The 14,969-nt window shown below is 63.4% G+C and carries 15 protein-coding genes and 1 pseudogene; 7 read left to right on the forward strand and 9 right to left on the reverse strand.

What is annotated here, in order from left to right; translation table 11 throughout:
* The 6 genes from A2J03_RS22225 to A2J03_RS22250 all read right to left on the reverse strand — a co-directional run.
* On the reverse strand, nucleotides 1–231 hold a 231-nt coding region (locus tag A2J03_RS22225), incomplete at its 3' end, for a TetR/AcrR family transcriptional regulator (protein ID WP_156520528.1).
* A 7-nt stretch (nucleotides 232–238) separates the two neighbouring features.
* Nucleotides 239–1,378 (reverse strand): acyl-CoA dehydrogenase family protein, encoded by a 1,140-nt coding sequence (locus A2J03_RS22230; protein ID WP_068378330.1) that lies wholly within the window; start codon nucleotides 1,376–1,378, stop codon nucleotides 239–241.
* On the reverse strand, nucleotides 1,375–2,376 hold the full coding sequence (locus tag A2J03_RS22235; RefSeq protein WP_068378332.1) for an acyl-CoA dehydrogenase family protein: 1,002 nt from the start codon (nucleotides 2,374–2,376) through the stop codon (nucleotides 1,375–1,377). Before A2J03_RS22235 ends, A2J03_RS22230 begins: the two co-directional genes overlap by 4 nt.
* Nucleotides 2,373–3,509, reverse strand: coding sequence for an acyl-CoA dehydrogenase family protein (locus A2J03_RS22240; RefSeq protein WP_068378334.1), 1,137 nt, complete (start codon nucleotides 3,507–3,509; stop codon nucleotides 2,373–2,375). The genes A2J03_RS22235 and A2J03_RS22240 overlap by 4 nt, the downstream gene beginning before the upstream one ends.
* 5 nt (nucleotides 3,510–3,514) lie before the next feature.
* Entirely contained in the window at nucleotides 3,515–4,384 is an 870-nt protein-coding gene (locus A2J03_RS22245; protein ID WP_068378336.1) for an enoyl-CoA hydratase, read from the reverse strand.
* A complete protein-coding gene (locus A2J03_RS22250) occupies nucleotides 4,381–5,925 on the reverse strand; it encodes a FadD3 family acyl-CoA ligase (RefSeq protein ID WP_068378338.1) in 1,545 nt (514 codons plus the stop codon). The genes A2J03_RS22245 and A2J03_RS22250 overlap by 4 nt, the downstream gene beginning before the upstream one ends.
* Before the next feature lie 46 nt (nucleotides 5,926–5,971).
* Between A2J03_RS22250 and A2J03_RS22255 the strand changes: the two genes are divergently transcribed.
* Nucleotides 5,972–7,159 (forward strand): acyl-CoA dehydrogenase family protein, encoded by a 1,188-nt coding sequence (locus A2J03_RS22255; protein WP_068378340.1) that lies wholly within the window; start codon nucleotides 5,972–5,974, stop codon nucleotides 7,157–7,159.
* Between the two features lie 47 nt (nucleotides 7,160–7,206).
* Nucleotides 7,207–8,001, forward strand: a complete 795-nt coding sequence (locus A2J03_RS22260) for an SDR family oxidoreductase (RefSeq protein WP_068378342.1) — start codon at nucleotides 7,207–7,209, stop codon at nucleotides 7,999–8,001.
* A 16-nt stretch (nucleotides 8,002–8,017) separates the two neighbouring features.
* Here the strand turns inward: A2J03_RS22260 and A2J03_RS22265 are convergent, their stop codons facing one another.
* Nucleotides 8,018–8,926, reverse strand: coding sequence for an SDR family oxidoreductase (locus A2J03_RS22265; RefSeq protein WP_068378344.1), 909 nt, complete (start codon nucleotides 8,924–8,926; stop codon nucleotides 8,018–8,020).
* On the reverse strand, nucleotides 8,923–9,786 hold the full coding sequence (locus tag A2J03_RS22270; protein WP_068378346.1) for an SDR family oxidoreductase: 864 nt from the start codon (nucleotides 9,784–9,786) through the stop codon (nucleotides 8,923–8,925). The genes A2J03_RS22265 and A2J03_RS22270 overlap by 4 nt, the downstream gene beginning before the upstream one ends.
* 65 nt (nucleotides 9,787–9,851) lie before the next feature.
* On the opposite strand from A2J03_RS22270, the gene A2J03_RS22275 reads away from it, so the two are divergent.
* From A2J03_RS22275 to A2J03_RS22290, 4 genes are read left to right on the forward strand one after another with little or no spacing between them, the layout of a single operon-like run.
* A complete protein-coding gene (locus A2J03_RS22275) occupies nucleotides 9,852–10,628 on the forward strand; it encodes an enoyl-CoA hydratase family protein (RefSeq protein WP_068378357.1) in 777 nt (258 codons plus the stop codon).
* Nucleotides 10,625–11,497 (forward strand): CoA transferase subunit A, encoded by an 873-nt coding sequence (locus tag A2J03_RS22280; RefSeq protein WP_068378349.1) that lies wholly within the window; start codon nucleotides 10,625–10,627, stop codon nucleotides 11,495–11,497. The genes A2J03_RS22275 and A2J03_RS22280 overlap by 4 nt, the downstream gene beginning before the upstream one ends.
* Complete coding sequence (locus A2J03_RS22285) at nucleotides 11,494–12,252, forward strand: CoA-transferase subunit beta (RefSeq protein WP_068378351.1); 759 nt, start codon at nucleotides 11,494–11,496, stop codon at nucleotides 12,250–12,252. Before A2J03_RS22280 ends, A2J03_RS22285 begins: the two co-directional genes overlap by 4 nt.
* Nucleotides 12,249–13,331, forward strand: a complete 1,083-nt coding sequence (locus A2J03_RS22290; RefSeq protein WP_068378353.1) for an NAD(P)H-dependent flavin oxidoreductase — start codon at nucleotides 12,249–12,251, stop codon at nucleotides 13,329–13,331. Before A2J03_RS22285 ends, A2J03_RS22290 begins: the two co-directional genes overlap by 4 nt.
* Here A2J03_RS22290 and A2J03_RS22295 read toward each other — a convergent pair.
* Nucleotides 13,312–14,463 (reverse strand): acetyl-CoA C-acetyltransferase, encoded by a 1,152-nt coding sequence (locus A2J03_RS22295; RefSeq protein ID WP_068378355.1) that lies wholly within the window; start codon nucleotides 14,461–14,463, stop codon nucleotides 13,312–13,314. The two genes, A2J03_RS22290 and A2J03_RS22295, sit on opposite strands and share 20 nt — an antisense overlap.
* Nucleotides 14,464–14,565: 102 nt before the next feature.
* Between A2J03_RS22295 and A2J03_RS22300 the strand changes: the two are divergent.
* Nucleotides 14,566–14,969: pseudogene (locus tag A2J03_RS22300) on the forward strand (Gfo/Idh/MocA family protein); the annotation flags it as partial.

Consider the following 14,969-nt stretch of genomic DNA (forward strand, 5'->3'; position numbering starts at 1 on the left):
GGAGAGCACCCCCGCTGCATCACCGATCTCGCGGACGGTGGTCGAGCGAAATCCCTTTTCCGCGAAGAGTTCGGCTGCGATCTCGACCAGCGCCTGCCGACGCTCCGACCCCTGACCCGATTGCTCGCTGCTCCTGCCACCGCTGCTGTTTCGTCCACGAACGTTGTTGCGGCCGGTGCTGCGCGGCTGCGGCGTCGATGCGGCCCGGGAGGATTTCGGTGATGCAGCCATAGCTGAATTATTCACTTTCTACTCGGCGTGCGTCGGATCGGGGCTGCACCGTCCGGCGCGGCAGACCCGCGGCGCCTTCGAGTGCGGCAACGTGCACCCGGGGGAGTCCGAACAGTTGTGAACTCGAATGCGCGCGCTTGAAGTACAACTGCATGTCGTGCTCCCAGGTGATGGCGATACCGCCGTGAAGCTGGACGCACTCCGCCGCTACAGCTGTGAAGGCCTCCGAACAGTAGGCTCGTGCAACGCCTGCGGAGGTGTGTCGATCTGGAGACGATGCCGCGAAATATGCTGTTGCCCTTGCAGTCTCGACGAGTACGTGTAGATCGGCCATTCGGTGTTTGAGTGCCTGGAAACTGCCGATGGGACGTGCGAACTGCACCCTCGACTTGGTGTGCTCGACGGTGAGCTCCAGGCACCGCGCCGCAGCTCCGACTTGTTCGCCGGCAAGGAGAACCATGCCCCGATCGATCGCCTGTTCCAGTACGGCTGAGGCATCGGTAGTCTCGAGTCGGCGCGCAGCAGCACCGTCGAATGCAACTTCGTAGAGCGCACGAGTGGGGTCCATCGTTGCGCCCCCGGAGCACAGCACCCCCCGAGCGCGAGCATCGACTTCGAAGAGTTCCATTCCGTCCGCTGATCGGGCGGCGACGAGGAGCGTCGACGCCGAGGCGGCATCGAGGACGTAGTGTGCCCGCCCTGTCAACGACCACTCGTCGTCGTACCGTGCTTCTACGGGTGCCCCGTGGGACCAGTCGCCCTGTTCGTCGGCCGCGCACAGCGACACGATCGACGAACCTGCAGCGATGTCGGGCAGCAGACGGGCTTTGGCTTCCTCATCGTCGGACGCCTCGACGAGCGCTGCACACACACCGGACGATCCAAGTGCAGGCGAAGGTACGAGCGCCCTACCCAATTCCTCGGCGACGATGAGTTGATCGACCGGTCCGCCACCGGACCCTCCGAACTGCTCACCGATCGAGATCCCGCCGACACCGACTTGTTCGCACAGGAGCGTCCACAGCTCACGATCGAACCTGTCGTTGGACGTCATAGCTGCACGCACAGCCGCCGGCGTCGCCTTCTTGGTCAACACCGCGCGCATGGTTTCGGCGAGCATCCTCTGATCTTCGGTCAGCGCATTCACAGGGACTCCAGAACGCGCCGACGGTGTACGGCGGCCGTACCCCACGAGGACTGCAGTGCACGAACTTTGGTGGTCCACAGTGACAGGTCGTATTCCATGGTGTAGCCGATCGCCCCATGCACCTGCAGTGCCGTGCGGCTCGACGAGTTCGCCGCGGTGCCGCAGACGACCTTCGCGGCCGAAGCGTCTCGCCGCGCGTGCCGTGAGTTCGCGCCGACCGACAGTGCGGCGTTGAACAGGACGGGTCGCGCCAACTCCAGGCCGATGAAGACGTCGGCCAATGCATGCTTGATCGCTTGGAACGATCCGATCGGTCGTCCGAACTGCTGCCTGGACTTGGCGTAGTCGACAGTGGCGTCCAACATGGCCTGACCAGCACCCAGAAGCTGCGCGGCGCAGGCCAGCGTGGCGAGCACCTCGGCTCTGTCGATTGCTTCGGTACTGTCGCCTCCAGCGATCTGAGTACCTTCGGCCACAACCTCGCCCAACCGGCGCGACGGATCGATCGATTCGTGAACGGCTATGACCGTTGCTGTGGACACCGATGCTGTGGATACCGATGCTGTGCGTGCCAGCAGCACGACATCTGCCATAGCCGGATCGACCGCGTACGGCACGTGCGGTTCCATCGCCAACGTCGAGATCAGCTGTCCCGACGCAAGGCCCGGCAACCACTCCCGCTGTTGTTCGGAGGGGAGGGCCCCCAACAGGGCGGGCACGGCCACGATCGATTCCACTACCGGGCCGGGCACGGCCCATTTTCCCAGCCGCTCGAGCGCAACGACCATGTCCACCGGATCGGCGCCGAGTCCATCGAATTCGGGATCGATCGACAGGCTGGTAACTCCGAGTTGGGCCAGCGAAGTCCACAAATTTCGGCAGGGGAGTACGTCGCCGGATGCGAGGGCCCGGCTGACAGTCGGGACGTCGGCCGCACCCAGCATCGAATCCAGACTCGCAGCGAAATCGAGTTGTGAGGCGTCCAAAGCGAATCTCATCGCTCTGCCCTCGGTAGGCCGAGCAGTCGTTCGGCTATGACGTTGCGTTGAATTTCGTTGGTGCCGGCATAGATTGGGCCCGACAGTGAAAACAGGTACCCGTCGGTCCAGGAACTTGCACGTTCGGCGCCCGCCCCGAGGATCTCGAGGGCCGTCTCGTGCAGTGCTACGTCGAGTTCGGACCAGAACACCTTGGTCACCGAAGATTCCGCTCCGAGGCTCCCGCCCTCTGCCAGTCGCGTGACGGTCCCGAAGGTGTGAAGCCGATACGCCTGTGCCGCGATCCACGCATCCACGACTCGGTCACCGACGGCATCCGATCTACCGCCGTGTTCGTCGAGCAACGACACCAGCTTCTCCGCGGCCGTCACGAATCGGCCTGGACTGCGCAGTGACATTCCGCGTTCGTTGCTGGAGGTGCTCATTGCCACGCGCCAGCCATCATCCGGCTTGCCGATGACATCGGAGTCGGGGACGAATACACCGTCGAGGAATATTTCGGCGAAACCCGGTTCGCCGTCGAGTTGTGCGATGGGTCGCACAGTCACGCCGTCGGCAGTGAGCGGAAACATGCAGTACGTGAGTCCGCGGTGTCGGGGAGCGGACGGGTCGGAGCGAAAGAGGCCGAATGCTCTGTCGGCGAAACTCGCTCGTGAACTCCATGTCTTCTGGCCGTCGAGAATCCAACCGCCGTCGGTTCGCTTGGCCGTCGATCTGATGCCTGCGAGATCGCTCCCCGCTTCGGGCTCGGACCATGCCTGCGCCCAGATATCGTCCGCTCTGGCCATGCGAGGGAGTATCCGGTCCAGCTGTTCCTCTGTCCCGTGCTCGAACAGCGTCGGGGCGAGGAGAAAGATCCCGTTCTGACTGACGCGTGCCGGTGCGCCGGCGGCGTAGTACTCCTCCTCGAACACCACCCACTCGAGCATGGATGCGTCTCGGCCCCCGTATCGTTCGGGCCAGGACACCACCGAGTACTTCGCGGACGCAAGAGAGCGTTCCCACTCCCTGTGCGCTTCGAACCCTTCCGCCGTGTCCAAGGACGGCAGAGGAGTGCTCGGTAGGTGCGTGCGCAGAAACGTCCGCGCGCTGTCGCGAAACGCTTCGGTGGCGGTATCGAGATCGAGATCCATCCCCGTCAGCTCTTTTCGGTCGTCGATGTCGCGGAGCTCTTCATGGATTTCGCGTCCATCCCGCCGAGCGAATCAGCGTCCACTTCCGCATTATGCGAATGCGCGAAATGGTGCAATCCGAACACCGAATCCATCCCGGATCGCATTCCCATGAGATCTTCGCATTGGTTGACAGCCTTCTTCGTCAATGCGAGCCCGAAGGCAGGCATGGCTGCGATCCGGTCGGCGAGTGCAGTGGTTTCGGACTCGAGTTCGGCGCGGGGAACCACTCGGTTGACCATGCCCCACTCGAAAGCTTCTGCGGCAGAGAACCTATCGCCCGTGAACAGGATCTCTTTCGCTCGACGCGGACCGAGAACCCACGGATGTGCGAAATACTCGACGCCCGGAATTCCCATCCGAACGACTGGATCCGAGAAAAACGCATCATCGCTCGCGACGATGAGATCGCAGATCCACGACAGCATCAGCCCGCCCGCGATGCATGCCCCCTGCACCGATGCGATCGTCGGTTTCGGAATGTCCCGCCACCGACGGCACATTCCGAGGTAGACCTCCATCTCACGCGCGAATCGTTGGTCACCGCCGGTCTTTCGGACGTGATCCCACCACAGGACCGCCCTGTTCTCGTAGTGCGCGTCGACATCGCGTCCTGGAGTGCCGATATCGTGGCCCGCCGAGAAATGCTTGCCGTTACCTGCAAGGACGATGACCTTGACGCGGTCGTCCTCCACCGCGTCGGTGAAGGCGCGGTCCAGCGCGTACGTCATTGCCGAATTCTGGGCGTTGCGGTATTCGGGCCGATTCATCGTGACGATCGCCGTCGAACCACGCACCTCGTACGTGACAACGTTCTCTTCGGTTTCATTCGTCATCGGAGCTCCTCGCGCAGTACACGTTTGAGTATCTTTCCGCCCGCGTTCCGGGGCAGCTCGTTCCGTAATTCCACTGTCTTGGGTACCTTGAATCCCGCCAGCACGGTGCGGCAGTGGGTGAGCAGGGCTTCGGCGTCGATCTGTGCGCCTGGCGACGGGACGACGACGGCAACTCCGACCTCTCCGAGTCGTGGATCGGACTTGCCCACGACCGCGACATCGGCCACACCCGCGAAACGCAGGATCACCTGCTCGATCTCGGCGGGATAGACGTTGAACCCGCCCGAGATGTACATGTCCTTCACTCGATCGGTGACAGTGAGATACCCGCGGTGATCGAGCCTTCCGACGTCCCCTGTGTGCAGCCAACCGTCGCGGTCGATCGCGGCTGCGGTAGCTTCCGGGTCGTCGAGATAGCCGAGCATCACGTTGGGGCCGCGTACCAGGATCTCGTCGCGGTCTCCGATTCTGATCTCGCATCCGGCGGCCGCACGTCCCGAGCTCGAAGCAACCGTCTTCGCATCGTCGCCCGGGCGACACATCGTCGCGACGACGGCTTCGGTGAGTCCGTACGCGGTCAACGTCGTGTCGATGGTCAACTCGTCCCGCATGCGCTCGATCAGCGTGACGGGTACGACGGCTGCACCGGTGACGGCGAGCCGCAACGACGACAGGTCGTACTCGGGTCGTGAGGGATGGTCGAGAATCGTCGAGAAGATCGTCGGAGCGCCGGGAAGCACGGTGATTCGGTTGCGATCGATCACCCTCATGGCTGTCTCCGGGTCGTACACAGCCATGGGGTAAATCGTCGCGCCGACGGAGAGGGCAGCAAGAATTCCTGCCTTGAAACCGAAACTGTGAAAGAACGGATTGACGACGAGGTAGCGATCGCCGACTTTCAAGCCCGTGCACTCCGCCCATGCGCGAGCGACCGACAGTGATTGACGGTGTGCACTCATAGCGCCTTTGCTCTTGCCGGTGGTTCCCGATGTGAAGAGGATGTCGCTGACCGAGTCACCGGTGAGCGCATTCGACCTCTCCAGGATGGTGGATTCCGGCGTTGCGGTTGCGAGCGCGGCAAGTTCGGACCAGCGCGTGACGGGCCCGTGCGAGGGCCTGGTGTCGATGCCCAGCGGAATCGTGACGACCTGTAGGCGACTCAGTGCGGCGAAATCGAGCTCCGCCAGGCGATCTACGCCGAGGAACCTGTCGGGGACCACGAGCAAACGCGCGCGGGTCCGCTCGAGAATGTCGGTCGCCTCCGCAGTGGTGTAGCGAGTATTGATCGGCACCAGCACGGCGCCTGCGACATGGGCCGCCAGGGCGCTGACGATCCAGTGATACGTGTTCGGAGCCCAGAGCGCCACGCGGTCGCCATATTCGACTCCCAGGGTGATGAAGGCGCGCGCGGTCTCTGTCACACAGTCGAGCAATTCGCGAAAGGAGATCCGAACGGAGCCGTCGACGATGGCATCTGCGTCGGCGAACGCTGCGGCGGCGTGCATCAACGCACTCGGGGTGGTCTGCCCGTAGTCCGACACTGTCAACTCCTAGCTGAGCAAGGGCTTGGTTTGTTAACGTACCCGAATGGGCAGCGAAGAGGGAAGAGTCGAGCACGGCGAAGATTTCGATGCCGACCGTTTTCGTCGAACGGTGCGAGAGTGGCTGAGCGATAACCTCGCCGGTCGGTTCGGCGCGTTGAAGGGCCTGGGCGGACCGGGGCGTGAACATGAGGCATTCGACGAGCGCCTCGCGTGGGACCGCCATCTGGCCGCATCTGGATGGACATGCCTCGGCTGGCCGACCGAGTACGGAGGCCGCGCGCTACCTCTCGAACTCCAGGTGATCTTTCACGAGGAATACGCACGGGCGAACGCTCCGGCTCGTGTGAGCCACATCGGCGAGGAACTGCTCGGGCCGACGCTCATCGCGTTCGGAACACCGGAGCAGAAGTCCAGGTTTCTCCCGTCCATCAATTCGGTGAGCGAACTGTGGTGCCAGGGCTACTCCGAGCCAGGTGCCGGATCCGACCTCGCCGCAGTGTCGACCGCGGCGGCGCTCGACGGCAACGAGTGGGTCATCACGGGGCAGAAGGTGTGGACTTCGCTTGCACACCTGTCCGATTGGGCGTTCGTTCTCGTCCGGTCCGAGAAGGGTTCGGCGCGTCACGCCGGATTGTCCTACCTGCTCGTTCCGATGAAGCAGGACGGCGTCACAGTGCGCCCGATCACTCAGCTGACCGGGACCTCGGAATTCAACGAGGTCTTCTTCGACGGCGCGCGAACCTCCGCAGACCTCGTTGTCGGAGAACCCGGCCAGGGATGGTCGGTTGCGATGGCGACCCTGGGATTCGAACGCGGCGTGTCGACGCTGGGGCAGCAAGTGGGCTTCGCGCGTGAATTGGAGGGCATCATCTCGGTAGCGTGCAGCAATGGCAGTATCGACGATCCAGCGGTCCGCGAGAAGCTGACGAGAGCGTGGATCGGATTGCGCGTGATGCGTGCCTACGCTGCATCGACCCTCGGCGGTTCAGGTACAGCAGGGGAGGATTCGATCTCCAAATTGCTGTGGGCCAATTGGCATCGAGGGCTGGGGGAGCTCGCCATGGAGGTCGTCGGGCCGTCGTCGATGCTGTCGGACACCGGAGAACTGGACGACTGGCAACGGCTGTATCTGTTCACCCGAGCAGACACCATCTATGGCGGTTCCAACGAAATACAGCGAAACATCATCTCCGAGCGCGTGCTCGGACTTCCGCGAGAGGCGCGCCCGTGAACACCCAGAACCATACGAAGTCAGGGGTCTCGAATACAGGGTCCCCGATGCCAGGATCACTGTCGCAACCTCCCGTCGAGACGCCAGGGCATGGACTTCTGGCCGGGCGAACGGTCGTCGTGACGGCGGCTGCAGGCACCGGAATCGGCAGTGCGACCGCGCGTCGGGCGCTGATGGAAGGTGCCGACGTCCTCGTGTCCGACGTTCACGACCGCCGACTCGAAAGTACGCGCGCCGAACTCGCAGCGTTGGGGCTCGGCAGGGTCGAAGCGCTGACGTGTGATGTCACCAGCACGAGCGGCGTCGACGCCCTGATCGACGGTGCCGTCGCGGCACTGGGGCGGATCGATGTACTGGTGAACAACGCAGGCCTCGGCGGCGAGACCCCGGTCGTCGACATGACGGATGAGCAGTGGTCACGGGTTCTGGATGTGACTCTGAACGGTACCTTTCGGTGCACTCGCGCTGCGCTGAACTACTTCCGGGGCGTCGAGCACGGTGGAGTGATCGTCAACAATGCGAGTGTGCTGGGTTGGCGTGCGCAGCACGGTCAAGCGCACTACGCCGCCGCGAAAGCCGGCGTGATGGCGTTGACGCGCTGCAGCGCGATCGAAGCCGCCGAATACGGCGTTCGCATCAATGCGGTCGCGCCGAGCATCGCCAACCACGCATTTCTCGCCAAGGTCACCTCCGAGGAACTGCTGGAGAAGCTGGCGTCCGACGAGGCCTTCGGCCGTGCTGCGGAGCCGTGGGAGATCGCATCGACGATCGCCTTTCTGGCAAGCGACTACTCGACGTACCTCACCGGGGAGGTCGTCTCGGTGTCGAGCCAGCGCGCGTAGAGAACAGGCATCCAGGTCAGCGCGCGCCGTACACGGGTACCGGCGTCTCTGAACGTGACAGCAGATCACGAACTGCCGGACCGATTTTCGACGGATCCCATCGTGCTCCGTTGTCGATGGACGGACCGTGACGCCACCCCTCGGCCACTCGAACGATGCCTCCTTCCACTTCGAAGATGCGCCCGGTGACGTCCCCCGACTCGGCGCTACCGAGCCAGACCACCAGGGGCGAGACATTTTCGGGCGCCATCGCATCGAAACCGCTCGTAGGCTCGGCCATGTCCTCGGCAAATGCGGATTCGGTCATGCGCGTGCGCGCAGCTGGTGCGATCGCGTTGACCGTGATGCCATAGCCGGCGAGTTCGCTGGCGGCAACCAGTGTCAGCCCAGCGATTCCCGCTTTCGCCGCGGAATAGTTGCCTTGCCCGACGCTTCCCTGCAACCCCGCGCCGGAGCTGGTGTTGACGATGCGGGCATCGACCGGACGGCCGGCCTTGAACTCTGATCGCCAGTACGCAGCGGCGTGGCGCAGCGGCGCGAAATGTCCCTTGAGGTGTACACGGATGACGGCATCCCACTCGTCCTCACCCAGGTTGGCCAGCATGCGGTCGCGTAGAAAACCCGCATTGTTGATCAGCACATCGACCGTTCCGAACTGCTCGACCGCGGTGCCGATCAACCTGCCTGCGCCATCCCAGTCCGCGACATCGTCCGAGTTCGCGACGGCGTGGCCACCTGCAGAACGGATTTCGTCCACCACGTCCTGTGCGGGGCCTGCCGAACCGTTCGACCCATCGATCGAGACGCCGACATCGTTGACCACGACCTTGGCGCCCTCGGCTGCGAATGCGAGCGCGTGCGCGCGTCCGATCCCGCGGCCGGCTCCAGTGACGACGACGACGCGGTCTCTGCACAGATCTGTCATGAACGATCCCTCTCCGAATCAACTGTTGCTCTGTCGGTGTCTGTTGTCTTGTTCGTAGTTGCCGCCTCGAGGAACGCGGGTCGCTCGCCGCCTCCGTGGACGGCCAGCATCGCTCCGCTGACGTAGGCGGCGGCGGGTGATGCCAGGAAAACCGCGCACGCGCCTACATCTGCGGGCGTGGCGAGTCGTCCCAACGGGACGGTACGTGCGACGGCAGCGACGCCGTCCTCACCGCCGTAGTGCAGAGCGCTCTGCTCGGTCTCGACCATGCCGACGTTCAGTCCGTTGACGCGGACCTTGGGTGCCCATTCGACGGCCAGCGACGTCGTAAGGTTGTCCAGTCCAGCTTTGGCGGCTCCGTACGCTGCCGTGCCGGGGGAGGGGCGAAGCGCGCTCACGCTGCTGATCATCGTGATGGACCCGCCCGTAAGCTGCTGCTGCATAACCTCGTTGGCTGCCCGGGCAACCGTCAGGGGCGCGAGGAGGTTCAGCTCGATGATCTTGCGGTGAAAGCGTCCGCTGGCCTCCGCTGCCAGCGCGAACGGGGAACCACCTGCATTGTTGACAACAGCATCGAGTCGTCCGTGTCGCTTCATGATGTGCGCGACGAGATCGGATACTTCTTCCTCGCTTCGAACATCGCACCCCAGAAACTCGGCTTCGCGGTCACCCACGACTATCGGCGTGTCAGGCTGTCGTCGCGCGCAGGTGATCACCACGTACCCGGCAGCGAGGAAGGCTCGTGAAATTCCGACACCGACCCCGCGTACCCCGCCGGTGACCAGTACGACCTGACCATCTCCAGCTGACGGCACCGCTACCTCCTCGATCGTAAGGATCGACGAACTCCATGAGCGCATCGGTTCGACTGTGTTAACTTACCAAGCACATGCTTGCTTTGGACGAAAAAAGTAAGGATCGAATTTTGACTGTCACCGTTTCCACGCCAGAACCCGGCATCGTCGCTGTCACGATCGACTACCCGCCGGTGAATGCGATTCCCGTCCAGGGGTGGTTCGACCTTGCCCGCGCAGTCCGTGAAGCAGGGGAGGATACCGAGACCCATGTAGTCGTACTTCGGGCCGAGAACCGAGGATTCTGTGCCGGGGTCGATATCAAGGAAATCGAAAGGTTCTCGGGCTACGACCATCTCATCGGTGCCAACAAGGGATGCGCGGCTGCTTTCTCGGCGGTCTACGACTGCGAGGTACCGGTCATCGCTGCAGTGCAGGGTTTCTGTCTCGGCGGAGGTATCGGGCTCGTCGGTAATGCCGACGTGGTCGTGGCCTCCGAAGACGCTACCTTCGGCGTTCCCGAAGTCGACCGCGGTGCCCTCGGGGCGGCGACTCATCTCGCCCGTCTCGTGCCCCAACACCTCATGCGAACGCTTTATTACACGGCTCGCCCGATCGATGCGAAAGCATTGCAGCACTTCGGCTCCGTGTACGACGTCGTCCCGCGAGACCAACTCGACGAAGCGGCGCTACGGATCGCCCGCGACATCGCAGCGAAGGACACCAGGGTCATTCGAGCTGCGAAAGAGGCGCTGAACGGGATCGACGTGCAACCGGTTCACCGCAGCTACCGGTTCGAGCAAGGATTCACCTTCGAGCTCAACCTCTCGGGCGCAGCCGACGAGGCGCGTCGAGCCTCCCTGCGCAACAACTTTCGAGCATCAACAGAAGCGGACGAAGGCAAATGAGCACACCCGCACGACGTGACAAGACCACCACCCTCGAATCGATCGTGGCAGAACTCTCCGATGGGATGACGATCGGTATCGGCGGCTGGGGGTCGCGCCGAAAACCGATGGCCGCGGTGCGGGCACTGATGCGCTCGCCCCTGAAAGACCTCACCATCGTGTCGTACGGGGGACCGGACGTGGGTTTGCTCTGTGCTGCCGGCAAGGTTCGAAGAGTGGTCTTCGGGTTCGTCTCGTTGGACTCCATCCCGTACGACCCGTGGTTCGCAAAGGCCAGGACGACAGGTTCGATAGAGGTCCGCGAGGTCGACGAAGGCATGCTCAACGCCGGCCTGCGCGCGGCTGCAGCGCGGCTGCCGTTCCTGCCCATTCGAGCCGGACTCGGTTCGGATGTGATGACCTATTACCCCGAGCTGCGCACAGTGAGGTCGCCGGATCCGGTTGCCGGCACCGATGACTACGAGGAACTCGTCGCGATGCCGGCGCTGAACCTCGATGCGGCGTTCGTTCATCTCAATCGTGCGGACGCGAGTGGGAACGGTGTCTACCTCGGACCCGACCCGTACTTCGACGATCTGTATCTACTTGCTGCACGGCGCCGCTACCTGACCTGTGAGCACATCGTGACCACGGCCGAGCTCGTCGCCGCCGCACCGCCGCAGGCCATGTTGACCAATCGCATGATGGTCGATGCAGTCGTCGAGGCACCGGGTGGCGCTCACTTCACCTCGTGCGTACCGGACTACAACCGAGACGAGGAGTTCCAGAGGGCATACGTTTCGGCCGCCGCCAACGACGACGACTGGTCGATCTTCTACGAGAACTATCTGTCGGGAATCAGCGTCGGCAACTCCGAGGTGGCGAAGTGACAACTCCTACTGTGACCGTGACCCGAGCAGAGATCTGCGCGACCGCGTGCGCCGACCTCCTCGCCGGAGCGGGCGAGATCATGGCCAGCCCGATGGGGTTGATGCCGAGTATCGGTGCACGGCTTGCGCGTTCGACCAGCGAACCGGATCTTCTGCTGTCCGACGGTGAGGCCTATCTGCTCGACGACACCCCGGCGCTCGGAGCTCCGGGCACCCTCGAGGGGTGGATTCCGTACCGAAAGGTGTTCGATGTGGTCGCATCCGGACGACGACATGTGATCATGGGCGCCAACCAACTCGATCGCTTCGGCAACCAGAACATCTCCTGCTTCGGACCGCACGCGCAGCCGACCCGGCAGATGTTCGGCGTTCGAGGCGGTCCGGGAAACACGATCAATCACCGCACCAGCTACTGGGTTCCCAGGCATTCGGCCCGAGTGTTCGTCGACCGCGTCGACATGGTGTCCGGCGTCGGGTACGACAGGCTTCCCGACAACCCATCGGCTCGGTTTCTCGACGTCCATCGCGTCGTGACCAACCTCGCTGTCCTGGACTTCTCGGGCCCGGGCAACACCATGAGACTGATCTCCGTGCATCCGGGCGTGTCCGTCGGCGATGTAGTCGACGCCACCGGTTTCGACTTGGACATCTCCGACGTCGCCGAAACCCGAACGCCGACAGAACACGAGCTGCACCTGATTCGCAACGACATCGATCCGCGCGGTGCGCGTGAGAAGGAGGTGCCGACGCCGTGACGCGATTGAAGACCGCATTCACCGAGCTCGTCGGAGTGGAACATCCCGTCGTCCAGACTGGAATGGGTTGGGTCGCCGGACCGCGGCTCGTCGCGGCGACATCCAACGCGGGCGGTCTGGGCATACTGGCGTCGGCGACGATGACGTATGCCGAACTGGACGCGGCGATCGCCAAGACGAAAGCGGCAACCGACCGTCCGTTCGGAGTCAACATCAGAGCCGATGCGTCCGACGCGGCAGAGCGAGTCGAATTGCTGATCCGGCAGAACGTTCGTGTCGCATCGTTCGCGCTCGCTCCGCGGCCCGAGCTGATCGCCACTCTCAAAGATGCCGGGGTTGTGGTAATTCCGTCTATCGGCGCGGCCAAACATGCCAGGAAGGTCGCTGGATGGGGAGCCGACGCGGTCATCGTGCAGGGCGGTGAAGGCGGCGGGCACACCGGTCCGGTAGCGACGACTTTGCTGCTTCCCTCGGTACTCGATGCCGTCGACATTCCCGTCGTCGCGGCCGGCGGTTTCTTCGACGGTCGCGGCCTGGCTGCAGCACTGTCCTACGGCGCGGCAGGCGTCGCGATGGGTACACGATTTCTCCTCACTCAGGAGAGCACGGTTCCGGACGAAGTGAAGGACCGCTATCTCGCGTCCGGCTTGGACGGAACCGTCGTCTCCACTCGGGTGGACGGGATGCCCCACCGAGTGCTGCGCACGCCGCTGGTGGAATCACTGGAGAGTTCGTCGCGGGCACGGGGTTTCCTCCACGCGGCCCGCAATGCGTCGAAGTTCAAGAAGATGACCGGCATGTCCGTCTCCACGATGCTTCGGGACGGTAGGGCAATGCGGCACGGAAAGGATCTGTCCTGGGCGCAGGTATTGATGGCTGCCAATACACCGATGCTTCTCAAGGCCGGACTCGTGGAGGGCAACACGCAGGCGGGCGTCCTCGCATCCGGGCAGGTGGTCGGCATGCTCGACGATCTGCCCACCTGCGCCGAATTGATCGAGGCGATTGTCGCGGAAGCAATCGCCTCGATCGACCGGGTCGCCGGGCTAGTGGAACGACCTACCCGAGTCGTTCGATGATCGTCACGTTCGCGGTTCCTCCACCCTCACATATCGTCTGCAGTCCGTAGCGGCCCTGGGTGCGCTCGAGCTCGCACAGTAGCGTCGCGAACAGCTTTGTTCCGGTCGCACCGAGCGGATGGCCCAGTGCGATGGCGCCTCCGTTGACATTGACCTTCGCGGGGTCGGCCCCGAGCTCTTGGATCCAGGCAAGCACGACGGGGGCGAACGCCTCGTTGATCTCGATGACGTCGATGTCCTCGATCGAGAGTCCTGCCCTCTTCAATGCGTACTTGGTAGCAGGGATGGGTGCACTCAACATGTAGATCGGATCACTTCCGCGGGCGCTGAGATGATGTACTCGGGCGCGCGGGGTCAGCTCGTACCTTCGAACTGCCGACTCGGACACAAGTAGTGCTGCACTGGCACCGTCGGAAATCTGACTCGCAAGGGCAGCGGTGAGACGACCGTCGGGGACCAACGTCGGCAGCGACGCCATCTTCTCGAGCGAGGTCGACCTCGGACCCTCGTCCACAGTGTGGCCGTCCACCGCGACGATTTCTCGGTCGAAGCGACCTTCGTGGATCGCGGCGCGAGCCCGGGTGTGGCTCGACAGCGCAAACTCCTCCATGAGTTGCCGGCTGATGGACCACTTTTCGGCGATCATTTCTGCGCCGCGGAACTGCGACACTTCCTGTTTGCCGTATCGATGCTCCCAGCCGGCCGAGCCTGCGAACGGGGTGTCGAACCCGTACTCACGTCCGGCGGTCATGGCGGCCGCGATCGGGATCTTGGACATGTTCTGAACCCCGCCCGCTACGATCACGTCCGCGGTTCCGCTCATGATTGCCTGCGCTGCGAAATGGATGGCCTGTTGGCTGGATCCGCACTGTCGGTCCACCGTCACGCCCGGTACCTGTTCGGGGTAGCCTGCCGCCAACCACGCCGTACGGGCAATGTTCCCCGCCTGGGGCCCGATCGCATCGACGCATCCGAAAATGACGTCGTCGACGTCGACGGGGTCTACCGGAGTTCGATCGAGGAGTGATCGAAGGACTCCAGCACCCAGATCGGCCGGATGAATCTCGGACAGAGCGCCGCCACGTTTGCCGATGGGCGTTCGAACGGCGTCGACGACGTAGGCCTCGGGCATGTCTCTCCTCGCGATTGGGCACCACCGAATCACAGACGTCGGCGGTTGTCTCCCCGCGATCGTAACAACCAAGCAATTGGTTAACTAGAGAATCGACGCTTCCATTGCATCCGCCGCAACGACCCGGCAGTACCACCGAGCTTCGACAGCGCAATGATCGTCAAGGATTCCCTCGTGCATGAGGTGGACGTCACTCGCTTTCTACTCGACGAGGAAATTACCTCGGTACAGATCATCAAGCCTGCGGCGAACGCTCACGCGCCTGCGGGACTGCAGGACCCGCAGATTGCGATCTTCGCCACCGAGTCCGGTCGCCACGTCGATGCCGAGGTGTTCGTTACCACCGGAATCGCGTACGAGGTCCGTACCGAAGTCGTCGGTGAACTCGGCAGCGCCATGATCGGACTCGATGTCGGGTTGGTCCGCAAGAGCACGCCAGGTGTATGGGGCGGCACCACTACGCCTTCGTTCAAGGAGCGTTTCGGGCAGGCCTACGACACCGAGAT

The sequence above is a fragment of the Rhodococcus sp. EPR-157 genome, assembly GCF_001647195.1.
Classification (GTDB): domain Bacteria; phylum Actinomycetota; class Actinomycetes; order Mycobacteriales; family Mycobacteriaceae; genus Rhodococcoides.